The 22,359-nt window shown below is 56.6% G+C and carries 24 protein-coding genes; 13 read left to right on the forward strand and 11 right to left on the reverse strand.

Features of this window, described 5'->3' with window-relative positions; all coding sequences use genetic code 11:
- Window positions 1-186: 186 nt before the first annotated feature.
- The 4 genes from J3R80_RS13770 to J3R80_RS13785 form a co-directional block, all read right to left on the reverse strand.
- On the reverse strand, window positions 187-480 hold the full coding sequence (locus tag J3R80_RS13770; RefSeq protein WP_275394360.1) for a CcdB family protein: 294 nt from the start codon (window positions 478-480) through the stop codon (window positions 187-189).
- Window positions 481-492: 12 nt separating this feature from the next.
- The gene (locus J3R80_RS13775; RefSeq protein ID WP_275394361.1) at window positions 493-714 is read right to left on the reverse strand and encodes a type II toxin-antitoxin system CcdA family antitoxin; all 222 of its coding nucleotides are present in this window, start codon (window positions 712-714) and stop codon (window positions 493-495) included.
- Between the two features lie 100 nt (window positions 715-814).
- Entirely contained in the window at window positions 815-1,885 is a 1,071-nt protein-coding gene (locus tag J3R80_RS13780) for a ParB N-terminal domain-containing protein (RefSeq protein WP_275394362.1), read from the reverse strand.
- Entirely contained in the window at window positions 1,882-3,186 is a 1,305-nt protein-coding gene (locus J3R80_RS13785) for an AAA family ATPase (protein ID WP_275394363.1), read from the reverse strand. The genes J3R80_RS13780 and J3R80_RS13785 overlap by 4 nt, the downstream gene beginning before the upstream one ends.
- Window positions 3,187-3,687: 501 nt before the next feature.
- On the opposite strand from J3R80_RS13785, the gene J3R80_RS13790 reads away from it, so the two are divergent.
- The 5 genes from J3R80_RS13790 to J3R80_RS13810 all read left to right on the forward strand — a co-directional run bounded on the left by J3R80_RS13790 (window position 3,688) and on the right by J3R80_RS13810 (window position 6,218).
- A complete protein-coding gene (locus J3R80_RS13790) occupies window positions 3,688-4,395 on the forward strand; it encodes a DnaA N-terminal domain-containing protein (protein WP_275394531.1) in 708 nt (235 codons plus the stop codon).
- Between the two features lie 91 nt (window positions 4,396-4,486).
- On the forward strand, window positions 4,487-4,825 hold the full coding sequence (locus J3R80_RS13795; protein WP_275394364.1) for a metalloregulator ArsR/SmtB family transcription factor: 339 nt from the start codon (window positions 4,487-4,489) through the stop codon (window positions 4,823-4,825).
- Window positions 4,822-5,334 carry an SRPBCC domain-containing protein gene (locus tag J3R80_RS13800; RefSeq protein ID WP_275394365.1) on the forward strand — a complete coding sequence of 171 codons (513 nt, stop codon included), beginning with the start codon at window positions 4,822-4,824 and terminating at the stop codon, window positions 5,332-5,334. The genes J3R80_RS13795 and J3R80_RS13800 overlap by 4 nt, the downstream gene beginning before the upstream one ends.
- 21 nt (window positions 5,335-5,355) lie before the next feature.
- Window positions 5,356-5,832 (forward strand): VOC family protein, encoded by a 477-nt coding sequence (locus J3R80_RS13805; protein WP_275394366.1) that lies wholly within the window; start codon window positions 5,356-5,358, stop codon window positions 5,830-5,832.
- Window positions 5,829-6,218, forward strand: coding sequence for a glutathione S-transferase N-terminal domain-containing protein (locus J3R80_RS13810; RefSeq protein WP_275394367.1), 390 nt, complete (start codon window positions 5,829-5,831; stop codon window positions 6,216-6,218). Before J3R80_RS13805 ends, J3R80_RS13810 begins: the two co-directional genes overlap by 4 nt.
- Window positions 6,219-6,506: 288 nt before the next feature.
- Here J3R80_RS13810 and J3R80_RS13815 read toward each other — a convergent pair whose 3' ends face one another.
- The 4 genes from J3R80_RS13815 to J3R80_RS13830 are packed head-to-tail and all read right to left on the reverse strand — an operon-like array spanning window position 6,507 to window position 9,881.
- Window positions 6,507-7,259 (reverse strand): phosphatase PAP2 family protein, encoded by a 753-nt coding sequence (locus J3R80_RS13815; RefSeq protein ID WP_275394368.1) that lies wholly within the window; start codon window positions 7,257-7,259, stop codon window positions 6,507-6,509.
- Window positions 7,259-8,050: a glycosyltransferase family 2 protein gene (locus tag J3R80_RS13820; RefSeq protein ID WP_275394369.1), complete on the reverse strand. Its 792-nt coding sequence runs from the start codon at window positions 8,048-8,050 to the stop codon at window positions 7,259-7,261. The genes J3R80_RS13815 and J3R80_RS13820 overlap by 1 nt, the downstream gene beginning before the upstream one ends.
- A complete protein-coding gene (locus J3R80_RS13825; RefSeq protein WP_275394370.1) occupies window positions 8,047-9,609 on the reverse strand; it encodes a glycosyltransferase family 39 protein in 1,563 nt (520 codons plus the stop codon). The genes J3R80_RS13820 and J3R80_RS13825 overlap by 4 nt, the downstream gene beginning before the upstream one ends.
- Complete coding sequence (locus tag J3R80_RS13830; protein ID WP_275394371.1) at window positions 9,606-9,881, reverse strand: lipid-A-disaccharide synthase N-terminal domain-containing protein; 276 nt, start codon at window positions 9,879-9,881, stop codon at window positions 9,606-9,608. Before J3R80_RS13830 ends, J3R80_RS13825 begins: the two co-directional genes overlap by 4 nt.
- Before the next feature lie 106 nt (window positions 9,882-9,987).
- On the opposite strand from J3R80_RS13830, the gene J3R80_RS13835 reads away from it, so the two are divergent.
- From J3R80_RS13835 to J3R80_RS13845, 3 genes are all read left to right on the forward strand, one after another.
- Window positions 9,988-10,647, forward strand: a complete 660-nt coding sequence (locus tag J3R80_RS13835) for a response regulator transcription factor (RefSeq protein ID WP_275394372.1) — start codon at window positions 9,988-9,990, stop codon at window positions 10,645-10,647.
- Window positions 10,644-11,966 carry a HAMP domain-containing sensor histidine kinase gene (locus J3R80_RS13840; protein ID WP_275394373.1) on the forward strand — a complete coding sequence of 441 codons (1,323 nt, stop codon included), beginning with the start codon at window positions 10,644-10,646 and terminating at the stop codon, window positions 11,964-11,966. Before J3R80_RS13835 ends, J3R80_RS13840 begins: the two co-directional genes overlap by 4 nt.
- Window positions 11,967-12,914: 948 nt before the next feature.
- Window positions 12,915-13,856: an alpha/beta fold hydrolase gene (locus J3R80_RS13845; protein WP_275394374.1), complete on the forward strand. Its 942-nt coding sequence runs from the start codon at window positions 12,915-12,917 to the stop codon at window positions 13,854-13,856.
- A gap of 303 nt (window positions 13,857-14,159) precedes the next feature.
- Here the strand turns inward: J3R80_RS13845 and J3R80_RS13850 are convergent, their stop codons facing one another.
- Window positions 14,160-14,765 carry a recombinase family protein gene (locus J3R80_RS13850; protein ID WP_275394375.1) on the reverse strand — a complete coding sequence of 202 codons (606 nt, stop codon included), beginning with the start codon at window positions 14,763-14,765 and terminating at the stop codon, window positions 14,160-14,162.
- Window positions 14,766-14,859: 94 nt separating this feature from the next.
- Between J3R80_RS13850 and J3R80_RS13855 the strand changes: the two genes are divergently transcribed.
- Both J3R80_RS13855 and J3R80_RS13860 read left to right on the forward strand, forming a co-directional pair.
- On the forward strand, window positions 14,860-17,748 hold the full coding sequence (locus J3R80_RS13855; RefSeq protein WP_275394376.1) for a Tn3 family transposase: 2,889 nt from the start codon (window positions 14,860-14,862) through the stop codon (window positions 17,746-17,748).
- The gene (locus tag J3R80_RS13860; protein ID WP_275394377.1) at window positions 17,733-18,116 is read left to right on the forward strand and encodes a hypothetical protein; all 384 of its coding nucleotides are present in this window, start codon (window positions 17,733-17,735) and stop codon (window positions 18,114-18,116) included. Before J3R80_RS13855 ends, J3R80_RS13860 begins: the two co-directional genes overlap by 16 nt.
- 133 nt (window positions 18,117-18,249) lie before the next feature.
- Here J3R80_RS13860 and J3R80_RS13865 read toward each other — a convergent pair whose 3' ends face one another.
- Window positions 18,250-18,840 carry an HD domain-containing protein gene (locus tag J3R80_RS13865; protein WP_275394378.1) on the reverse strand — a complete coding sequence of 197 codons (591 nt, stop codon included), beginning with the start codon at window positions 18,838-18,840 and terminating at the stop codon, window positions 18,250-18,252.
- Complete coding sequence (locus tag J3R80_RS13870) at window positions 18,837-19,982, reverse strand: TauD/TfdA family dioxygenase (protein ID WP_275394379.1); 1,146 nt, start codon at window positions 19,980-19,982, stop codon at window positions 18,837-18,839. Before J3R80_RS13870 ends, J3R80_RS13865 begins: the two co-directional genes overlap by 4 nt.
- 97 nt (window positions 19,983-20,079) lie before the next feature.
- On the opposite strand from J3R80_RS13870, the gene J3R80_RS13875 reads away from it, so the two are divergent.
- The 3 genes from J3R80_RS13875 (at window position 20,080) to J3R80_RS13885 (ending at window position 22,358) form a co-directional block, all read left to right on the forward strand.
- Window positions 20,080-20,943, forward strand: coding sequence for a LysR family transcriptional regulator (locus J3R80_RS13875; protein ID WP_275394380.1), 864 nt, complete (start codon window positions 20,080-20,082; stop codon window positions 20,941-20,943).
- A gap of 103 nt (window positions 20,944-21,046) precedes the next feature.
- Complete coding sequence (locus tag J3R80_RS13880) at window positions 21,047-21,772, forward strand: ABC transporter ATP-binding protein (protein WP_275394381.1); 726 nt, start codon at window positions 21,047-21,049, stop codon at window positions 21,770-21,772.
- The gene (locus J3R80_RS13885; RefSeq protein ID WP_275394382.1) at window positions 21,747-22,358 is read left to right on the forward strand and encodes an energy-coupling factor transporter transmembrane component T; all 612 of its coding nucleotides are present in this window, start codon (window positions 21,747-21,749) and stop codon (window positions 22,356-22,358) included. Before J3R80_RS13880 ends, J3R80_RS13885 begins: the two co-directional genes overlap by 26 nt.
- The last annotated feature ends 1 nt before the right edge of the window (window position 22,359 follow it).

A 22,359-nucleotide genomic window follows, 5' to 3' on the forward strand; every position in this document is an offset into this window, starting at 1 on the left:
GACCCATGATGGCAATTGCGATAGGGTTGTCAGGTCGTCCGAGATGCTGGCTGGTTGCTATGTTGCGCCTCAACTCACATCTCCCACGGCGCTTTTTATCTAATCTGATCGCAATAAGCGCCGCATGATGATGATCGCACTTATGTCCAATAAGTTTGCATTATCAGACATAGCCCCTGCCCCACCTCATATACCGTCGATCAGGATATCCAACGCGCGTTTCAGGGCATCCCTGTGCTCCTCCAGCGATCCGATGGGTTGGTGCAGCTCGGCGCCGGGAATGGCGGCAAGCTCCTGCACCCGGACGATCCAACGGGCGCCGTCGATCGTCACTACGGGCGTCAAACCAGGGAACGCAGTGAACTGCCCAGCCTCACGCAATGGGGCCACGATGCGCGAGGCGTCGATCCCGATCAGGTCGGTTTGCAAGTCCACGACAGGCTGTCCGCTGCTCAGGCGATATAGGTCAAACTGCGCCATGACGGTCCGCGCTCAGAAGCTGCGGAACTTTGCCAGCGGCAACCCGTCGCGGGCCACCTCTTCGGCATAGCTGGTGATGGCGGCTTGGTTGTCCTCTCGCCACTTGCGATTGCGCTCGATCTTCGCGGCCTCGGAAATTGCGGCTTCGGCCAGACGGGACATGTTCAGACCAAGTTCACGGGCGGTGTCCGCCACGTCCGCGTCGAGTGTCAGGTTTACCTTTACGCGACCCATCATGCCCTCCTGCATAATACGTATAAGATAGGAGTATATATTACACCCCTACCCCAATGCAAGATGACACCCCCGCCCGGTTGTCCCCGCGGGGACAGACCTAGCCATCCAGCTCGCGAAAGAACGCTTTGACCGCTTCTTCCAGACGATGACGGTCAACATTGGAAAAGTCGCGGGCAATGCGCATTTCGATCCGGCCCTCGGACGCCGCACAGCGCACGGTGCCCCCTTTGACATCCTGTCGGAATGTGGTTTTGGCCGCTCCGGTCGGCTTTGGCTGAGCCGCCTTCTTTGGCACAGGCGCCGGGGACACATGCTCACGCAGCACCGCCAGTTCCGCATCCGGGGTCGACACCAGGGCGGCTGCCAAAGCGGACCTGACCTTGGCGGGCGCACCGGGTTCCGACACCAGTCGCTTTTCAAGCGAAAGGCCCAACGCCCGCGGAATCGCTTCGGGAAATTTCAGGTGTGATCCGATGGCATCCAGCAGCACCATGAAATGCTTGATGTAGCTTCGCTTCTGCCGTGACAAAGACCCAAACAAGGCCAATAGTGCCTCATCCGCGTCCTGCGCGGAGGTCTCCGGATCAGCAATATAGCCGCGTGCAAGCTGGGCCATCTCAGCAAACGATATGTCGCGACGCACCAGGTTTTCATCAACCATGCGCCGATAGAGCAGCTCCAGCTCTTCACCATGGGCCATAAGACCAGCAGGAATGCGGGCATAGGCCTCGTCGCCCGTTTCATCGAGAAGCTCCTGAAAAGCCGTCAGGCGACGGAAACCCTGAACCAGCTCATAGACCCCCTCACCCACCTGCTCGACCCGGATCGGGTTTGACAGCCCTACAGCACGGATCGAGGCTTTCAGTTCGTCCAGATCCTCGTCCCGCCCCGGCTTGCGGTCCCGGGTCAGCTTGTCTGCGCGAATGGCGGATAGCGGGATGAGATCGGTGATCAGCCCCTCTTTTTTCAGCCGAACATGTTCATGTGCCAACCGGTCATTTTCAGCACGGATCGAGGCTTCGACCGCCTTGCGCTCCTCCAATGCAGCAGCGTTTTCCGAGATGGCGGCCGCCATCGGCCCGCGTCTGGGTTCAGACGTGGGTGCAGGCTCTGCTGCCGGCGGTTCTGCGTCCGGGAAGTCGATGTCAAAAACGCGACGTTTGCTCATGCTCTATCCTCCAGCTTGTCCCAGGCGGTCAGCAGGTTGTCCCTGAATTCCTCATACGCGGTGTCAAATGACCCCCGCGCGCGACGCCAGGTTTCCCGCGTCATATCGCGGTAATCAATTTCGTAGATCGAACTGAGGAAGCGGCCGGATTGTTCAACAGCGCGCGTCATCTCGATCGGGTGATCTGCCAGTCTTTCCCCAAAAACCTTACCAAAAGCCGTCCGCATCGCACGGTGTAATTCGTTGGACGCTTCGTAGCGGGTCAACAGAAAGCGGATGTCAGCGAACACCTTGGGAAGGGACATTGTCCCCGCGGGGACAGAATTGGTGAAACGCGCCAGATCCTCCAGCGCCTCGGACAACTGACCGATGAAGGACGTTGTGCTGTCATACTCCCAATAGCCCGGGCCCGACGGGATATAGAGCACGTCCGCCGCGAACACCGCATTCATGGATTGATAGCCAATTGCAGGGGGGCAGTCGAAAACGATCATGTCATAAGCGTCATCCGCCAACCCATCCAGGAACCGAGACACCGCCGCGAAGAACGACCATTCCGGGTTCACATGGCGATACTGGGCCGAGGCAAATTCGACAAACGCCGCGTTGGCGCAGCTGGGAATGATGTCGATGGTCGGCCAGCAGGTCGGCTTGATGAAATCCGAATTGCGAAGGTCGGACAGGCCCATATCGGTGATCGCAGAGGGCAGGCGGCGTTGGGGCAGGGCGGTTCCGCTTTCGGCACCCGCCACCGCCGAGTTCATCCGCTGCGTCTCGTGTATCAAATCGCGCGCCATGACGCCCCACACGGTGTATTCCTCGGCCACGTCGGTCAGTCCCATGGAATGGCTCAGCGTCGCTTGCGGATCGAAATCCACACACAGCACGCGATAGCCATCCAAAGCGGCGGCGTGCGCGAAATGCAGCGCGACGGTCGATTTACCCGCGCCACCTTTGAAATTTGCGACGGCGGCCCGGATCGCACGCTTGCCGGCGGGGCGGGGCGGCATCATGGATTTCCGATTGATGCGAAGGCGGCGGCGCAGTTCGTTGATCTCTTCCAACGTATACCAGCGCTGCCGCCCATCACCTTCGACCAGCCCTTGCGGCAGGGACGGGTCAGCGGCAAGACGCCCGCGCAAGGTGGACTGGTTGACCTTAAAGATCAGCTCGGCCACTTCCCAAGATGAGAACCTGCGCAGCGTTTTCTCCATCTCTGGGGAATAGGTCTGCTGCCTGATCCATCCCTGCATTTTGAGCGATTGTGCCTGCAATTGCGCCAAATCTTCGTGGGTAAACATCCTGACTCCTGCTCTTATAGGACGTAAATTATCTTCTCTTTCTGATTTACGCGGAATTCGGGATAATTGCAAAAGGGAATTCTGAATTGCGCGGCCAAACACCGCCCCAAGGGGACAGCGTTGTTTTTAAACGATTTCCCATGATTTACCCGCAATCTTGCCTGAAAGAGGGGACACAAGATATGCTATTCAAATGCAATAGGGGACATTTATCTTGCATTAGGGGACATTCTGAGTGTCCCCCTATACCAATAAACCCTTTTTCTTTTTTGATTTGAAAAGGTTTAGGGGTCTTTTTGGCAAGGGGCTTGACAGAATCGCACCCAAGGACGCAAATCGTAACAGTGTTGGCAAAAGCGTTGAGTTCGACGTAAACTGCCTTCCAAAGACCGAACGCCAGATTCGGAAAATGATAAGACATCCGGGCAACGATCCGGGCCGGACATGTTCCGGGATCAAGGCAGCCGCGAATGCGGGCAAAACAGGCAAACCGAGGGCGGTATGCAGCAGCTCAGGGCAACGGGTCGTCATGCGGCCGCGTTGAAATATGATCTACTCACGGCAATGGGCGCCTATGCCTTAGCCGAAGGGAAGGGTCCGCAACGGTTGGTGTTGCGGCTGATGACATTGGTCACAGCGCGTTACAACTGGGTCCGGAACGAACTGACCGTCGGTCAGCGCGAAATCGCGCGACTGTGGTCTGTCGATGAACGCACCGTGAAACGCGAGATGGCGAAGCTGCGCGCGATGGGTTGGCTGGTCGTCAAGCGGCAAGGTGCGCGGGGGCGGGTGACACAGTATCAGATGGATATCGAGAAGATCCTGCGCACCACACGCGACCATTGGGCAGCGATCGGCCCCGACTATGAACAGCGAATGACGCGGGACGAGGCCAAGGACGACAATGTCGTGCCCTTGCCGGTCGGCGCGTTACGTGGCGGGGCAGGGGGCACCGATGCGCCGCCACCTGACATGTCCGACGGAACCGAGTGGTCAACGGTCCAGACCCTGCTGCACACCGAAGATCAGACCCTGTTCAACGCATGGTTCCGCGCGTTGACGCGAGAGGCCCGAGAAGGTGCTAAACTGATCCTAAAGGCGCCCAGCCGGTTTCATGCAGATTATGTCGACACGCATTTCCGCGCGCGAATACTTTACGCCTGCCAATCCGTGGATGGAAGCGTAGGGGAGGTTGTGATCAGGCATTGATGTGCGCCGGAGCGCAAATCGCAGATGGTATTGCAGCCACGGAAACACTTACCCCTTGCGGTAAGTAACGATTCGGACTATAGTTACCCTCATGGATAACAATAGCCCTAACCTCGATACCGTCTTTCTCGCCTTCGCCGACCCCACCCGTCGCGCCGTGCTTCGGCAATTGGGGCAGGGTCCGGCATCGGTCAGCGATCTGTCGGCCCCGTTCGACATGGCCCTGCCGCCGTTCATGAAGCATATCAGAACGCTGGAAAACGCGGGCCTGATCATCACCCGCAAGGAAGGCCGGGTTCGGACCTGCGAGATCAACCCCGCGCGTTACGCCGAGGTGGAGCAATGGCTCATCGACCAACGCAAGGGCTGGGCGTCGCGGTATCAAAAGCTCGACGCGCTTCTAGAGACACTGAAAGGACAGACAACATGACCGCCGATCTTCCCCTTAACATTACGGCCGACATGCAGACGAACCAGCTGACCATCCGGCGCAGCTTCGACGCGCCCAAGGAACTTGTCTGGGACTGCTACACCAAGGCCGAGTTGCTAGACCAATGGTTCGCGCCCGACCCCCTGACGGCCCGAACGAAATCGATGGAGTTCCGCGAGGGTGGGCACTGGCACTTTGCCATGATCGACCCCGACGGCAATGAATACTGGGCCCGGTTCGACTATGAGACGATCGACCCGACCGACAGCTACCGCGCGCGGGACGCCTTTAGTGACGAGACAGGCGCCGTGAACGACGACATGCCGGTGTCGGTCTGGGATGTCACCTTCGAGGACACCGCGTCCCGCACTGTGGTTCAGATCGTGGCGAGTTACGAAAGTACCGAGGCGATGCAGTCGGTCAGAGACATGGGCATGGAGGACGGCATGAGATCATGTTTCGACCGGCTCGATCGTTTGCTGAAAGCCCGCACCGCCACTGCGAACTGACCGCATCTCAGGAGATATGCAATGACCGACCTCGTAACCTGCCTCTGGTACGACCATGGCGAAGCCTCCAAGGCGGCGGAATTCTACGCCGCGACTTTTCCCGACAGTTCCGTCGACAGGCTCAACAAAGCCGCCGCTGACTATCCCGGTGGCAGGCAAGGCGACGAGCTGACAGTGGAGTTCACCGTGCTCGGCCGCAAGTTTGTCGGCCTTAATGGCGGGCCGGTCTTCACCCCGAACGAGGCGGTGTCCTTCATGGTCATCACCGAGGGTCAGGAGGAAACCGACCGCTACTGGAATGCGATCGTCAGCAATGGCGGGCAAGAAAGTCAATGCGGCTGGTGCAAGGACCGCTGGGGCCATTCCTGGCAGATCACGCCGAGACTGCTGCTGGACCTGACGACCGGTGCGGACGGCGAAAAGGCGAAGCGGGCGTTCGAAGCGGTAATGCCGATGAAGAAGATCGATATCGCCGCGCTGGAAGCGGCCATCGCATGACACGGCCATCGGCTGAGAGGCCAACGATAACGGCATTCGAAGCTTCACCCGACAAGGGTGCCGGGCTTGCCCGCGACCTGCGCATCCGATGGGCGCTGGAGGAGGTCGGGCAGCCCTACGATGCGCGCCTCGTTACGTTCGAAGACATGAAACAGGCGCCGCATCTCGGCCTTCAACCCTTCGGTCAGATTCCCACCTATGAAGACGGAGATATATCTCTGTTCGAGTCAGGCGCCATCGTTCTTCATATCGCCCAGAACAACTCTGGTCTGCTGCCTGACAATGAGGTGGCGCGGGCCACGGTGTTGAGTTGGATGTTTGCAGCCTTGAACACCGTCGAGCCACCAATGGGGTCTGATCCGGCTGGGGGCGGATTCGTATCATAAGGCAATGCAGCCCTTCGCTGCGATCTGTGCCGACGACTGCAGTGCGGGACAAAGCCGCCTTTTGCTGACGCGGCGAGTGCTTGCGCAGCAAACACTCACGCTAGCAGCGTGGCTCATTTGGCAGTGAAGCACATTTAACCGAACCGGCCATTGAAGCTTGTCTCTGGAGACCGTCCCATACTTTTCGTTGCTTGGGGGTTCGTTTGAACACAGCCGACCATCTGGCGATGGCTAACTCAACATAAGAAAACTGAGTATTCCGACATGTGCAGCGCTCCGAATGGCGTGTCAGATTGTGTGACTTTGCCTAGAGAAAGCTTCGTATTCGGTTCTGGAGCTAACCCGCAAAAACGGGGAACCAATCCGGTGCATCCCGAAGACGGAATAGAGGCTCATGACAGCCATGCTGGAAAAGAGAGCCGCAAAAACGACGTCGCTGATGAAGTGAGCCCCAAACGGAACACGCAAAAACGATCCGACAATGGCAATCATGAGGAACAATAGTCTTACCGGGGATTGCATCGCCTTGGTTAGAGAGGGTACGAAAACCGTGATGGCAAGGATTGCTACTGTAAATATAGCGCTGGCCTCTGCGGAGACAAAACTACAGTTAATCTCGCACTGATCCGCATATCTTAAGACCGGCGTAAATACAGCATCCCCCCCGAATTCTTCGATGTTTCTTGGTCGAGCGCGCCCAGAATTTCTTTTCAGTAAGCCGTTAACCAAAATGCCCGGAACGACAGCATAGGTCGTAAGGATAAAAAGCAAGGCCCTCGTTTTAAAAAGTCGTGCGCGTCGAACGAAAACGCTGACAATAGCAATAAAAAGGACGACGGCAATTGGTCCATTACAAAGCCAGAGCATACCTGATCGCGCCAAATTCAGTACTCGAGATTCGCTTAGATGGAAGCCAGAAACATCCCCAAATCTAAGGCTCACATCTAAGTCTAGATCCGGAAATGCAATAAAGAACGCCGCCGCAAGTAGTGTTGCAATAGCAAGCCACTCGAGCCATCGCAAAGTGTCATTGAACGTCATCAAGAAGGTACTTTCTCCACGCGAGGAGTACTGGCATCTTGAACTTGATTGGCTTTCTTCTTCTTCACCGGCTGCCCATGGCGTGGTGGACCAGCGCGACGTATGAGCCATGCAGCGCCCAACAGATCAGGCACTCCAACAAGTGCACGTGACAGGTTCCCGTACTTTGAAACACCTCCATGGCGATCGGAATGGGTGACAGGAACAGTTTGCACATGCCATCCCTCTCGCATCATCATCGCAGGCATAAAGCGATGGATATGGTCGAACCAAGGAAGATCAAAATAGGCTTCACGGCGGAAGGCCTTAAGCCCACAGCCGGAATCTCGAACGCCATCGCGCAAAAGAGTCCCACGAATTGAGTTAGCAGCGCGCGAGGCGAACCGTTTTGCCATAGTGTCTTTGCGTCGGGTGCGTTCGCCTTGGACAAGACCAAGTGCAACGTTCTCGTCATTTTCAAATGGCGCGAGCACGGCAGGTATTTGATCGGGTGGGTTTTGACCATCGCCATCTAGAGTAACGATGATATTGCCGCTGGCGCTGCGTACGCCTAGTCGAATGGATGCCGATTGTCCGCAAGATGTGTCGTTTCGAAGCGAGGATAGCCACGTGAACTTTTGCTCGAGCACGACTAAGGCGTCGGGTGTCCCATCAGTCGAGCCGTCGTCAACCACGATTACTTCAAAACTTAAATTCCCGAGTACTTGCCCAATCTCTTCGACGAGTGGTTGAATGGCAACGATCTCGTCCTTTGCAGGAATAACGACGCTAATGTCTGGTTGACTGGTCATGACGAAGGCTCCGGTTTCGGCGCATCCATAACGCGCCAGATTGCATATGGTTTATTGCGGTAAAGAATGATCTTGTGTGCCCTCCACGAAGGGTTTTCTTGATCCAATCGTGAGATGATGACGCCGTTGGGATGATCGGTCTGCCATTGAGAGAGTTCATCGCGGCCGTTCAGAATTTCGACGGGTGAGGTCAATCGCGCCGCGAAATTGAATTCAGCTTGATAATTCCAACCATAGCTTGCGATACCGTCTTGTTTGAACGGTGACATCACGGCCGCGAACTTATGTGAGTCAAACGTTGGGTGCGTTCTCGTGAGGCCAACAAACACATTGGATGCGAAAACTACACTTAGCGATAGAATGACACCACCGCGCAATCCTTTGGCGCGTAATGCAATAAGGCACATCGCGATCATGAAAAGCGCCCAAGCCAGAGCCATGGACTTTGGTTCAAACAGCGGATCAATCCGCCCAAGCGGCACGAAGCCTGCGGTTACTGCGATACCCGCAAGTGCCAAGATTACGAAGATCACCGCTGGAGCCAGCACAGACGCGCGTTCCGGCAAAACCCGAGCGACAATCAGACTTGCCGCTGCCAATTCAGGGATTAGGTAGTGCAGTTGTTTGCCGCTAATCAAACTGAATATGACAAGTGCCGAAGTTGCCCAAACCAAGCTGATCCAAAGTCCGGGATCGCGCCAATTCTGCTTGCGGCCCGACAGCCAAAGTGCCGGCATAGCGATCCAAGGAAACAGCAAGACTGGCAGAAGGGCAATGAAGAACCACCACGGTTTTGCGTGGGCAAACGAGTTCGAAACCCTCCCTGCACTCTGAGTCCACAAAATAGCGTCGCGGTACTCCGCCCCGCCGGAAATACTAGCTGGTACAACCCAAAATCCGACCACAGCAATACCTGTGCCAAGCGCAATCAAGGCGCCACGTCCAAGCTCTTTCCACGTCACATTCCAACGATCCCCCGGGCTCAATGGCAGTAACGCCAGCGCAGGGAGGAGGTGAACAAAAATGACTGGGCCTTTGACCAACCCACCTGCCGCCAACGCAATGCCCAAACCAGCCCAATAGCGCCGCTTCTTGGTCTCGATCGCAGCAACAATCGCGAGCATGCCGCCGACAGTTGTCGCTGTCAGCGCGGCGTCAAACATCGTCAACCCGCCATAAAGCGTGAAAGCCAGCATACCCGAAAGCGCAAGCATCGCGCGCCCGCTTATTCCTGCTTCATCGGGCCAGAGCACTTTGGCGAGCCGTCCTGTCAGCAAGATTGCTATGACTGCAAATGACGGGCCGACAAGGCGTCCGGCAATTTCTGAAACGCCTGTGATCGACCAAACAAGGTTGATAGCCCAAAAAAGGACTGGCGGCTTATGGCTGTAGATCTCGAAATTTTTCGTAGGCACCAAATAGTCGCCGCTGTTCCACATTTCCCACGCAACGGCGAGGTAACGTGTTTCATCGACGGGCAGCATCGGTCGAAGTAAAACACCCGCGACAGCAATCAGAGCGAAGCCCAGAACAGCAAGCATACCGTTGTAGCGGCTCATGCCTTGGCCTCCCGCCGCTTGCTTCGGATCAAAACGAGGTTCCGGATATAGATAATTAAGCCAGCGCCTTGACCCATGATAAACACTGGGTCTTGCCGCCAAATCGCGTAGCTCAAAAGCGTAACGCCACCCATCAGGCTGAACCACCAAAACGCCACTGGGACGACGCTTTCTCTCCGCCGCTCGCTTGCGATCCATTGTACAAGAAAGCGGGATGTGAAGAGGATCTGCCCGAGAAAGCCTATGCCAATCCAGAGTGTTGTGCTTGTCATTTGATTCGTGTCCCGTAACGGCGTTCAACACGAAACCAATCAACGAGCGACCTTACGGTTTGCTTACGGTTAGGGTATTCTGACCAAAATCTCGGAGCGATTGTGGATGCGAATACTTTTGGTCGAAGATGAGGAAGACCTTGCGCATGCGATCACCGATCACTTGCGTGATGCTGCCCATGCCGTGGACCACGCGGCAACGCTGGACGAAGCGCTGGCTGCGGTCCAAGCAATGCAATACGCGCTAATCCTGTTGGATTTGCGACTACCTGATGGCAATGGGCTTTCGCTGTTAAAAAAACTGCGCAACAACAACGACAAGACGCCTGTGCTGATTGGCACGGCCTTTGACCGGATCACCGAACGAATATCAGGGCTTGAAGCCGGGGCCGATGATTACCTTGTCAAACCCTATGATCTAGATGAGATGCTTGCCCGGATTACCGCCATTCTTCGCCGCTCCGATAATGACCATTCGCCCCAACGATGCTTTGGGCGACTAAGTATCACTCCATCTACTCGTATCGTAATGCTCGACGCCCAGAAAATTTCGTTGACCCGAAGGGAGTGGGCGATCCTGGACCGTATCAGTCGTAGGCCGGGTATCACGGTCACAAAAGCTGAGCTAGAAGACGTAGTCTATGATTTTGGGCAAGAGGTCGAAAGCAATGCGATCGAAGTTCATGTTAGTCGTTTGAGGTCTAAATTAGGCCGTTCGACAATTGAGACTGTACGAGGTTTTGGTTACAGGATGGGGCGAGCATGATTGCCGCGGGCAGCCTATCACGCCGGGTCGCGTTACTAACCAGCGCAGGTTTTGCGGCGATTTGGTTCTTGGCAGTGGTGGCGACGGCGACGGCTCTCAAGTGGGAACAAGAAGAGCTCCTAAATCTTCAACTCCGCGAAATGGCAGAGGTTTTCAGACCGGTATTGGCCAAGCATTGGAGAGACGAAGGTAAGGCAACTGTATTGCCGCCAGCAGACCTAGAAGAGGTGGATGAGGCCCCTGTGTATGTGCTAGTCGACAATACCGGTAAAGTCCTTCTGAGTTCACCAAGTTCCGAAGGCGCGGTACTTCCGCAAGGTGTAATAATGCCGGGATATATAGCCACCAAAACCCACGTTTTTTATGCAACAGAACCAGATGATACGGGCCTTGTTGCGATATTTGGTGACCCGATTTTGGAACGAAAGGAAGCCTATCGCGACAGCTTTCGGGCCTTTCTCGTACCAATGTTGGCTCTTCTCCCCCTTGTTTATGTGCTTGTAGGCTGGATAGCGCGCGTCTCTCTCCAGCCCATCGAACGCCTGCAAACAGAAATTGCGGCGCGCGGCGAAGGGCGTCTGGATCCAATTGACGCAGCGGGGCAACATGAGGAACTCCGAGGAATTACGGCAAGCACAAACGCTCTGATGATTAGGCTACAGCAAGCATTGGATGGCGAACGCGCCTTTGCCACCAATGCGGCACACGAATTACGGACACCTGTGGCCATCGCATTGGCCCAAACCCAGCGACTGCGCCTAAACGCCAAAGGTGACGCCTTAGATAAGGTCGACCGAATTGAGGCAGCTCTAACTCGAATGAGCCGTCTAGTTGCCCGCCTTTTGCAATTGGCCCGTGCTGATGCTGGTGTTGGGTTAGCGTCAGAGGATTGCGATATACGCGACCTGTTGGATCATGTTTTGGAAGAATCTCGACGGAGTACTGATCGATCCTCAAGGTTGAAGGTGACATTGCCTGAAACAGCGGTGTACGCCGCCGTTGATCCCGATGCGTTTGCCATTCTCGCAGGCAATCTAATCGACAATGCGTTTCAACACTCGCCTGCCCATTCGAGCGTGACAATATTGTTGGAGGCGGACGGGTGTCTTCGGATCCAAAACGAAGGATCGGTCATAGATCAGGCCACATTGGCATTCCTGACCCAGCGACACCATAAATCGAAGGCCTCCGAAGAAGGCTTTGGTATTGGCCTCCACATTGCCAAAACAATCGCCCGACAATGTGGAGGGAAACTTGATTTATACTCCCCAATTCCTGGTTTTGAAACTGGATTTGAAGCTCGTTTTCATGCTCCGTAGGATGCTTGAAAGCTCATATGTTTGGCGGTCTTCGACCTTCAGATTCAAGCACACGGATTGGCAGACAGTGGCGACAGCGGCTACCCGAGGGGTGGGTTCGGAAAAGGGCAGGATCATATCATAAAGAGGCTCTGCTCCAAAGATCCTGCGAACGTTAGTCTGGTTGCAAGGCCATGATTCCTTAGCGTAGGATACTGCCCCCTCCGGCAATTGACCCCTACATTGCGATTGGGGGCTATTTCGCGGCATTAGAGCATGTTGCGTCAGGTCGGCTTATCTCGCCTTTCAACACAGCAGTTTGCCCGCAATCGCAATTTTGGTTCGTGTGTGAACGCGGTCGAGAACTTGAACCCGAGATGGTGTCTTTCCGTAACGCGTTAAAAAACTGTGCCTCACGTCTGAAAGCGTCAATCGGCAATTTAGAGATGTTCAACTTTCATGGTGCGGAACTCCCCGACTAAATCGAGGAAATCGCCGAATCTGACATTCGTGCGTCGAGCAGCATCAGTTCCTTTGGGGCTCTCCCGACACCTTCGCCGCGCGACGCATGAAGGTCCGCTTCGCCCGAAAGGGTCAGGGACTCTGCCAGAAAAAGACAATCTATGTGGCCATAGGGGTCAAACTATGTGGCCATTCACAAGAGTGCGGAGTGACAGATAGTTTGACCCTTGGGCACCTGCTAACCCATTGAGTTTAGGTCGCTCGAAATCTGAATGAAGCACCTGTTCGACCTTTTTGACACATAGATTGACGCAAGCTGTGTCGAGATCACCGAAACCTGCCGTCCACGGCTGGTTCGTCTATGTCTCAGGAGCGGGACGAAGTGTGAGTTCGTTGTTATGTCTCGAATGTCGGCTTGTTGCGTGCCAATATCCTCTCAGACGCAGCAGTTATCAGCTTAATTGGGATGTGTTGAACGAGACGCAAGCGAGGGCTGAACATCTAGTAATGGAATCTTATCGCGATCACTCATCGTGGCACAATTACAGAGCCATCCTCCGGTCCGAGTTCGACCTCGTGATCGATTGCGAGCCGAACGAACGCTGGGACGAAGTCCTTGGACACGACATCCACATCGACGAGTGGACAGCATGCCTCGATGCCAGCGTGGCCCCGCCAACACCCGCCAGCCACGGCACCGTGATACTTGTGCATGGCGGCGGCGGCAACGGACGTGTGCTGGCACCCTTTGCACAAAGCATCGCCAAGATGGGCTGGCGTGTTCTGGCACCCGACCTTCCGGGATTTGGCATCACGCGCCCAGCGTCGGACTGGCGCGGTAACTATGAGGCATGGCCCGCTGTTCTCGCCGAACTGGCAGATCGACAGGACAAGCCGGTTGTCCTTATCGGCGCGTCAATGGGTGGCCTAACCGCCCTATATGCGGCCCAGGTAATGCGACAGCCACCCCTTGCAGTCGTCGCGACCACCCTCCTTGATCTGTCTGATCCGGGCACCTTTGTTAGGGCGGCTCGTTGGCGCGTGCTTGGCTGGCTAAGCCTGTTTTCCGCTCGCCTTATGCCATGGATCATGGATCGCCTTTCTCTCCCACTAAACATCGCGGCGCCGCTTGAAGCCATGAGCGCAAACGAAAAGATGACCGAGTATTTTCAGACCGATGCGCTTTTGGGCGCGCGTTGGCTACCACTCCGGTTCTGGCGCACCACCCATGCCTTCCGCTTCACGCTTCCTGATCTGCCATGCCCGCTAGTTCTGGTTCATCCCCGGGCAGACGAATGGACGCCGCCAAATGAAAGCTTGGGGACGTTCGAGAAGATTTCGAGCGAGAAGCGCTTTGTGCTTCTTCCATCTGGCTCGCATCTGCCGATCGAACCGGGGGCGTTAGCGGCGCTGATGCAGGAGATCGGTGCCGTCCTTGGTGGGTCATGAGCGCCGCACGGCACGAAACCCAAACACATGGCCTCTGTTCCTCCTAGTGAATCGGATTCGGTAGGCCTCAGCCCCGCGAAACGGGCGCGCTTAATGCTCTGGGCTTATCAACCGAAATGATGCCGCGTTGGAGGCACTGCCATCGGGTTTGCGTTAGATGAAATTGATCGTTCAATTTGAATGAACTGCGTTCACCGAAGCTGCCATTCATCAACTCTGCAGCATCGGTCATTAAGGGCTCGTTTTCCTCTTTCGCCGCATGAAATCTGAATGTCCGTTGTTGCGATGGTGGGCCTATCGGCGTCACGATGATTGCCGATGTCTTTTCATAATGTCGGTGACGGTATTCTTGGAAATGCCGAGATCGTGGGCGATCCATCGGTAGGAGCGACCTTCGCCGACAGCCTGAATGACTTTTGGGGCGAGCTTGTCGGATTTTGGGCGTTGACCAGGTTGTCGGCCGAGCTTCTTGCCTCTCGCCCGGGCTGCGGCAAGGCCGGATTTGACTCGTTCGCTTAGAAGATCGCGTTCAAACTGGGCGATCCCGGCCAGCATCGTTGCCATCATCCGGCCATGTGGTGTGCCCAACTCGAAGGTCATTCCGCTCATGGCTACGACCGACACTTTCCATCCCGCCAACTGATCTAGCGATTCCAGCAAGTCTTGCGTTGAGCGCCCCCACCGGCTGAGTTCGGAAACAAGGATGGCATCAATCTTGCGCGCTTGTGCCAGCTTAATAATTTTGTTGCGCTCAGTGCGGTTCGACTTGGTACCGGATGCGGTTTCCTTGAAGGTGTCCACGACTTCATAGCCACCACGCTCGGCAAAAGCCGTCAGTTCATCCACTTGCCGTTCGCAGGACTGATCGGACGTAGAAACCCTGGCATAGATGGCGGCGCGTTGTCCCAATTGAACCCCCTTGGAATTTGGCCTTGCAAGTCCTTGTTTTTGCTGGCGTCAATATTGTCTCAAACAGACAAGTGATTAACAAGGACAATTTGAAATGCCAAGACGCCAGATATTAACGGACCGTACCCGTGCTGCTCTTTTCGACTTGCCGACTGATGAAGCTTCATTGTTGCGGCACTACACGTTGGATGATGACGATATTGAACTTATCCGTAAACGACGCAGCGCCCACAACAAGCTCGGGTTTGCACTTCAGCTTTGCGCATTCAGATACCCAGGACGCCTGCTGAATTCTGGTGAGATTATTCCGCTAGAAATGGCCGATTTTGTAGCCGCACAGATTGGTGTGATGGGCATTAATTTGGCGGGATACGCTGAAACCGAAGTGACGCGGCGGCGGCATCTGATCGATCTGAGAGATATCTACGGCTACAAAATGTTCACTGGGCGAGGCGCGCGGGATCTGACGACTTGGCTTGAAAATGAAGCGGAGGGTGCAAAATCCAACGAGGATTTAGCACGCAGGTTTGTTGAGGAATGTCGTAAAAAACAGATTATCGTGCCTGCTGTCTCTTCTGTCGAAAGATTGTGTGCCGATGCCCTGGTTGAGGCTGAACGCCGTATTGAAGCCCGCATTGTGGATCGATTGTGCGACTCCATCAGAACCAGACTGGACGAAATGCTGACAGAAGACGTTGAAGGTCGCGTCAGCCGATTTGTCTGGCTGCGCCAATTCGAAGTCGGTAACAACTCTGCAGATATCAACCGTCTATTGGATCGTCTGGAGTTTCTGCGGGAACTCAAATTGTCCCCTGATCTTCTCGAAGATGTCCCACCCCACCGGATCACACGCTTGCGCCGCCAAGGCGAGCGGTACTTTACCGACGGGCTGCGTGATATCACCAGCAATCGACGACTGGCGATCATCGCTGTTTGTGCTGTTGAATGGTCTGCGGCCATTGCCGACGCAATTGTAGAATCTCATGATCGGGTGGTTGGGAAAGCCTGGCGAGATGCAAAGAAACTCTGCAACACGCAATTTGCAGATTCAAAGACGGCCTTGAAAACAACCCTGCATGGCTTTTCCAATCTTGGATCGGCTCTGCTTGGAGCAAAGGAAGATGACGCGCCGCTTGAAGATGCCATTCTTGCTGTAGATGGATGGGATGCTCTAGAACAGCTTGTCGCCACCGCAACGCATCTAACAGATACGATGGCTGCTGAGCCGTTGGCCCATGTGGCACAGGGCTTTCACCGCTTCCGGCGGTATGCGCCAAAAATGCTGTCCGCTCTAGAAATCAAGGCAGCGCCTATCGCACAGCCGCTACTGGAAGCGGCTCAAATTGTCCGCACCGGTAAGAGCAGTGCTAGCCAACCAACAACATTCCTGCGGCGGAATTCCAAATGGCATCGCCACCTTCAGTCGCAGAAGGCCGATCCCCACCGATTATGGGAAGTAGCCGTCCTGTTCCACATGCGCGATGCATTCCGATCCGGTGATATCTGGTTGCCACACTCGCGGCGATACGCTGACTTGAAACAAGCCTTAGTACCCCTCGCTGCCGCGCAAAATACGCCACGCTTAAGTATCCCATTTGAGCCGAATGAATGGCTGGATGACCGCAAGGCCCGTTTGCACGATGGGCTTGAGCGCTTGGCACATGCTGCCAGAAACGGGACGATCCCCGGCGGATCAATCGAAAATGGCACTCTCAAGCTCGATAGATTGACAGCCGATGTACCTGCTGAAGCAGATCAGTTGGTATTGGATTTGTATCGGCGAATTCCCGAAGTTCGCATCACAGATCTCCTGCTGGATGTTGATAATGCTACCGGGTTTACAGACGCCTTTACGCATTTGCGAACTGGTGTTCCATGCAAAGATAAGGTTGGACTTTTGAATGTTCTGCTGGCGGAGGGCTTGAATCTGGGGCTGAGCAAAATGGCAGAGGCGTCCAATACACATGAATACTTCCAGCTCTCGCGTATATCACGGTGGCACATAGAAAGTGATGCAATCAATCGGGCACTCGCCATGGTGATCGAAGCGCAATCAGCATTGCCAATGTCGCAGTTTTGGGGTGCTGGCATAACCGCTTCCAGCGACGGCCAATTCTTCCCGGCCACCCGTCAGGGCGAGGCGATGAACCTTATCAATGCCAAATATGGCAACGATCCCGGGCTGAAAGCCTACACCCACGTCTCGGATCAATTCGGGCCATTTGCCACGCAGAATATCCCCGCTACTGTGGGGGAGGCACCCTACATCCTTGATGGTTTGCTGATGAATGCAACCGGCAAGAAGATCAAAGAGCAATACGCTGATACCGGCGGCTTCACAGATCATGTTTTTGCCGTGACTTCGCTTTTGGCGTATCGCTTCATTCCCCGCATCCGGGATTTGCCATCAAAGCGGCTCTATGTCTTTGATCCCGCCGACGCACCCAAAGAGCTGAAAAGTTTGATTGGCGGCAAGATCAGAGAAAATACCATCATCGAGAATTGGCCTGATATTTTGAGAAGTGCCGCCACCATGGTCGCCGGGATAATGCCACCAAGCCAGCTTTTGCGAAAGTTTGCGTCGTATCCACGTCAGCACGAACTGGCCGTCGCCCTTCGGGAGATCGGCCGCATCGAACGCACTCTGTTCATCATTGATTGGCTGCTCGATGCGGACATGCAGCGTCGTGCACAGATTGGTTTGAACAAAGGTGAGGCGCATCACGCCCTGAAGAATGCATTGCGCATTGGTCGCCAAGGAGAGATCAGGGACCGGACCGCAGAAGGCCAGCACTATAGAATGGCAGGTCTCAATCTCCTTGCTGCTGTGATCATTTATTGGAACACAGCCCAACTCGGTGAGGCCGTAAAACAGCGCCAAAAGGCCGGGTTGAACTGTTCGCCAGAGCTTCTGGCGCATATCTCGCCGCTCGGATGGGCGCATATCCTGCTCACAGGCGAATACAGATGGCCAAAATCATGACCAAACAAGCTTATGATACGATTCCGCCCCCAGCCGGATCAGACCCCCCAATTGTGGAGCGCGACCAAGTGAAATACTTCGAAGCCGACAAGAGCCGGCAGGCGGAGCGCTTTGCGATGGTGGACGCGCGGATCAGGACGCGGTTGGATCAACTCGCCGCCGCCATGAAGGACGCAGATTGGTTGGCTGGCTCGTTCAGCGCCGCTGACATCCTCATGGTCCATGCGATCCGCAGGCTGGAAGGGTCAGGGATCCTCGAAGATTATCAGGTGTTCATGGACTACATCGCCCGTGCAGAGGCCCGACCGGCCTATCAGCGGGCATTCGCAGCCCAGTTCAAGGTTTTCCAGAACGCCTCATCCACGTGAGTTGGACATTCATCGACAACGGGCGAACAGTGGTTTCGCGCGCACCGCGGACATAGTGCCGAAATCCAAAGCTTCAGCCGTGATCGCGTGATGCGCTGCGAATATTTTCAACGACACCCGACAGGGCAGGGGCCTAACCCCCTGATACATGCCTATCAACCATCCTCTGCACCATCGGGGCGAAGTGCCAGTAATCCGGCGTCTCCATATCGTCGCGTTTTCCCGCTTCGTCCAGGTAGCGCACCGCGATGATTTGTTCGAGGTTTGGGTTTTTCTCGAACGCCGCGACTTCCTCAGCAGACATGGGTCCGCCCTGAAGCTCCAGCGTGTGCGCCGAGGCCGCGCTGAGCCGTTTGAAATACGCGGGTTTGGTGGCACAAAGATAGCGTTTCGCCGCGACGTGGAAGCGCACGCAATCGGTGATCACGCTGGGGAAGAACTGCTCCAGCACTTCGGCACCGGCATCTTCGTGGTGGCGGTCCTCGGTATCATCGGGGTGATAGGTTCCGAATTCGGATGTGAAATGGCCGATGTCGTGCAAAAGCGCGCCGACGATGATTTCCTCGCTCTGCCCGTTTTGTTCAGCGATGGTCGCACCTTGCAGCATGTGTTCGGCCATCGTCACGGGCTCGCCCAGATATTCTTCGCCGCCCCGACGTTCAAAAATACCGCCAATGAAGTCGACGATGTTGTCGGGGGTCAGCTTGTCGATATCGGGTTTCATTCCGCGGCCTCCAAACTGTCTGCGCGGCACATGGCGGCGTAGGTTGATCGTAGCCCGTCCTTGTCGGAATAGCAGCCCTGAAGCCAACGTGTGCCGGTGCCGGAATAGGCCTTGCGGGCGTGCAGAACGCGGGTGTTGTCGACGACGAAGGCCTCTCCGGGTTCCAGCCGGAATGTCACCTCCATCGCTGGATCATCAATGATTTCGCCCAAACGGCGATAGGCGGCATAATAGGTCTGCATCTGGTCGAACGGCACATCGGTGATGGCGGCAAGCGAACGATTATTGAACCGCACCGCGACCAGTTCGCCATCAGGTGCAAGTTCGATCATTGGGCGGCGCGATGTCAGGCAAACGCCATCTTCACCCGCATATTCAAACCGGGCGCAAAAGGACGACAGCGCGGTGAAATAGTCAGGGTTTTCGTCGCGCAGACGCTGGGCACAGGCAAATCCGTCGACAACCATATTCTCGCCACCGGCGGCCGAGCTTTCAAGACAATAGAGCACCTGAACCGACGGCACCGGGTCGCGATAGGGGTTATCGGTATGGGCCTGAAGCCCCAGCCCGGTGAAGGCGAGGTTGGTGGGGTTCACCTCGGTCCGGACCTCGAACTTGCGGCCATAGTTGGTTTCGCGCACGTAGCCGAACAGATCGACCACCTTGAACAGGGCGCCATCCTCGACCGGGCCGTTCTCAAGCTTGCCAAAGCCGTAGCGGTTGACCAGCGCCAGCCAGTCGCGCAAGGCGTGCTTGTTTTGGGCCATCTCGGCGAAATTGCCGACTGGAACCGTGTTTATCAGCCGGGCGTCCCAAGGCTCTATCCCGGCAGAAACCCAGCCTTTCGCCACCGGGGCAGGGCGGTCATAGGCATGTTGCAACAGCCAATCCGCGTCGAAGGCGATGGTTTTGTCTTCCGGGCCGAAGGTGACGTCGATTTGTGCGCCGGTCACCGAGATGCCGGTGATATGTGTATCGGCGGGAATGTCGCGCAGCGCGATCAGGCGCTGGCCATTGCCCGGCGCACGGGTGTCGGCATCCCACGCATTGTCGCGCAGCCACATGGCGTGGAACCGGTGGCGGCCATCGGGGTTGGTCAGGGTCAGGATCTGGCCTGTCGGATCTGTTGTTGCATCAAGCATGGTGTGTCCGTTCGCTGGGTGAATTTGGGTGACATGGTGACCGGATTAATAGATAAGCACAATTTAGATAAAACGCCCCTGAGACTCGGAATAGTTTATGCCAGGCACCCCGCTTTCAAATCTGCCTCTGGACTGGGTCCGTGCGTTCGAGGCCGCGGGGCGCACGGGCAGTTTCACCGCAGCGGCGGCGGACACCGGCCTGACACAGGCCGCGATCAGCCAACGGATCGGCAATCTTGAGGCGCGATTGGGTGCGACCCTGTTCATCCGCCAACCACGCGGCGTCATTCTGTCGGTCGAGGGGGAGGCGTGGCTTCCTTACGTCACGCACGCGCTGGGGACGTTGCGCCAAAGCTCGGAAGAGCTGTTTGGCATTCAACGACAACGGGTGACGGTTTGGGCCAGCGCATCGGTGCTGCAATTGTGGATCGCGCCGCGGGTGGCAGGGCTGTCACTGGGCCACGAGGTGGAGTTGAGCTTCAAGACGCAGGTTCTGGCGTCCGAGGATGGGCCGGGGGCAGCGGGCATTCGCATTCGCTATGGAAACGGCGATTGGGACGTCGCCCGGCGCGCGCGGCTGTATGACGAGGCGCTGACTCCGGTGGCATCGCCTGCCGTGTTGAAGTCAGCGGGGCAGGGGGGGTGGCAGGATCTTCCACGCCTTGGCCTGTCTGGCCCCCGTCTGGGATGGCATGACTGGGCGCAGGCAACCGGAGACGCGCCGACGCCGGTGCCCTTGCTGCGATTTGACACGTTCACCGCTGCGCTGTCGGCGGCCGAGGCTGGGGCGGGCGTATTGCTGGCCTCGTTGCCCTTGGTGCAGGGCGCGATCGACGCCGGACGGCTTGCGCGCCTGTCAGATGCGGTGCTTCCGTCGGAAAATTCATACTGGATGGTTGCCGAAGATCGTGACGTCACCCGCCGCCAGTGGGAGGCGTTGACTCGTCAGTTCTGCGCTTGACCTTACGTAAGGTAAAAGCACGCTTCGTGCATTTTCTTGCGGCATTCCATTCCGTCCCCCGTTAAAAGGCCGGTGACCGAGTGACCAAGGGGCCGGTAACCGCGTGAGAGACACGACTGCCACGGCACAGATCCGCTTTGCTTCTGTCGATCATGTGATTGACGGGCGCGCGATTCTGTCTGGTGTGTCGGTCGATTTGAGCGCCCGGCGGATCGGTGTGATTGGTCGCAACGGGTCGGGCAAGACCACGTTTGCGCGCATTTTGGCCGGGCTGGTTGCGCCAAGCGCGGGCACGGTCACAATCGACGGGATCGACCCAGCGAAAGATCGTCGCGCGGCGCTGTCGCTGGTGGGTATTCTGTTTCAGAACCCCGATCATCAGATCATCTTCCCGACGGTGATCGAGGAGGTTGCCTTTGGTCTTCGCCAGCAAGGCGTGGATGACCCCGATGCGCGCGCGGGCGCGGTGCTGGACCAATTTGGCAAGGCCCATTGGCGCGATGCCCATGTGCACAGCCTGTCGCAAGGCCAGAAACAACTGGTCTGTCTGATGTCGATCCTTGCGATGACGCCACGCATTCTGATCTTGGACGAACCTTTCGCCGGGCTGGATATTCCGACGCGGATGCAGCTTGCCCGCTATCTGGACCGTTATGACGGCACGCTGGTGCATGTGTCGCACGACCCGCGCGATCTTAAGGGGTATGACCATGTGTTGTGGTTGGAACGGGGTGTGCTGAAGGGGCAGGGGGCCGATGTGCTGGACGCCTTCACCAAGGACATGACGCAGCAAGGAGAGAGCGATGATATCTCTGACCTCTCCCGTTAGGACGCGCGCGCACGACTGGCCCGTCGGGCTGAAACTCGCGGCGCTGTGCATGGCAACCGTGCTGTTGTTCAAAGCGCAGAGCCTTTGGGTGCACGCGGGGGCCTTTGCAGGAATGCTGACCTTGTATCGCCTGCCCGGTCCGGTGTTCTTCCGGGCTGGACTGCGGGCGTTGCGCGTGCTGTGGCCCTTCGTTGCGATGCTGGTGCTGTATCACCTTGTGACGCGCACGCCCTACGTGGGAGGGGTGATCGTTTTGCGAATGATCACGGCGGTTGGGCTGGCAACCTTGATGACGATGACCACGCAATTGTCGGACCTGATCGCGGTGGTGCGCTGGCTGGCGACACCCCTGCGCGCCCTGGGTCTGAAAACCGCGTATCTTGAGACTGCCATTGCACTGGTGATCCGCTTCACCCCGGTTCTGCTGGCCAAAGGCACAAAGCTGATCGACGCGTGGCGCGCCCGATCGCCGCGCCGCCCCGGCTGGCGCATTATCTTACCGTTTACGGTCCTTGCGCTGGATGACGCGGACCACATCGCCGAGGCGCTGCGCGCGCGCGGCGGTTTCGATGCCATGAAGGAGTGAA

Origin of the sequence: Aliiroseovarius sp. Z3, from assembly GCF_029105185.1 — a bacterium.
Taxonomy (GTDB): domain Bacteria; phylum Pseudomonadota; class Alphaproteobacteria; order Rhodobacterales; family Rhodobacteraceae; genus Aliiroseovarius.

Coding starts and splice junctions, on each gene's coding strand:
- J3R80_RS13815 (WP_275394368.1), bottom strand. CDS start 7,259: ATGACGTTCAATGACACTTTGCGATGGCTCGAGTGGCTTGCTATTGCA.
- J3R80_RS13875 (WP_275394380.1), top strand. CDS start 20,080: ATGCCAGGCACCCCGCTTTCAAATCTGCCTCTGGACTGGGTCCGTGCG.
- J3R80_RS13855 (WP_275394376.1), top strand. CDS start 14,860: ATGCCAAGACGCCAGATATTAACGGACCGTACCCGTGCTGCTCTTTTC.
- J3R80_RS13845 (WP_275394374.1), top strand. CDS start 12,915: ATGGAATCTTATCGCGATCACTCATCGTGGCACAATTACAGAGCCATC.
- J3R80_RS13835 (WP_275394372.1), top strand. CDS start 9,988: ATGCGAATACTTTTGGTCGAAGATGAGGAAGACCTTGCGCATGCGATC.
- J3R80_RS13820 (WP_275394369.1), bottom strand. CDS start 8,050: ATGACCAGTCAACCAGACATTAGCGTCGTTATTCCTGCAAAGGACGAG.
- J3R80_RS13810 (WP_275394367.1), top strand. CDS start 5,829: ATGACACGGCCATCGGCTGAGAGGCCAACGATAACGGCATTCGAAGCT.
- J3R80_RS13805 (WP_275394366.1), top strand. CDS start 5,356: ATGACCGACCTCGTAACCTGCCTCTGGTACGACCATGGCGAAGCCTCC.
- J3R80_RS13780 (WP_275394362.1), bottom strand. CDS start 1,885: ATGAGCAAACGTCGCGTTTTTGACATCGACTTCCCGGACGCAGAACCG.
- J3R80_RS13795 (WP_275394364.1), top strand. CDS start 4,487: ATGGATAACAATAGCCCTAACCTCGATACCGTCTTTCTCGCCTTCGCC.
- J3R80_RS13775 (WP_275394361.1), bottom strand. CDS start 714: ATGGGTCGCGTAAAGGTAAACCTGACACTCGACGCGGACGTGGCGGAC.
- J3R80_RS13790 (WP_275394531.1), top strand. CDS start 3,688: ATGCAGCAGCTCAGGGCAACGGGTCGTCATGCGGCCGCGTTGAAATAT.
- J3R80_RS13785 (WP_275394363.1), bottom strand. CDS start 3,186: ATGTTTACCCACGAAGATTTGGCGCAATTGCAGGCACAATCGCTCAAA.
- J3R80_RS13885 (WP_275394382.1), top strand. CDS start 21,747: ATGATATCTCTGACCTCTCCCGTTAGGACGCGCGCGCACGACTGGCCC.
- J3R80_RS13770 (WP_275394360.1), bottom strand. CDS start 480: ATGGCGCAGTTTGACCTATATCGCCTGAGCAGCGGACAGCCTGTCGTG.
- J3R80_RS13800 (WP_275394365.1), top strand. CDS start 4,822: ATGACCGCCGATCTTCCCCTTAACATTACGGCCGACATGCAGACGAAC.
- J3R80_RS13870 (WP_275394379.1), bottom strand. CDS start 19,982: ATGCTTGATGCAACAACAGATCCGACAGGCCAGATCCTGACCCTGACC.
- J3R80_RS13860 (WP_275394377.1), top strand. CDS start 17,733: ATGGCCAAAATCATGACCAAACAAGCTTATGATACGATTCCGCCCCCA.
- J3R80_RS13825 (WP_275394370.1), bottom strand. CDS start 9,609: ATGAGCCGCTACAACGGTATGCTTGCTGTTCTGGGCTTCGCTCTGATT.
- J3R80_RS13865 (WP_275394378.1), bottom strand. CDS start 18,840: ATGAAACCCGATATCGACAAGCTGACCCCCGACAACATCGTCGACTTC.
- J3R80_RS13840 (WP_275394373.1), top strand. CDS start 10,644: ATGATTGCCGCGGGCAGCCTATCACGCCGGGTCGCGTTACTAACCAGC.
- J3R80_RS13830 (WP_275394371.1), bottom strand. CDS start 9,881: ATGACAAGCACAACACTCTGGATTGGCATAGGCTTTCTCGGGCAGATC.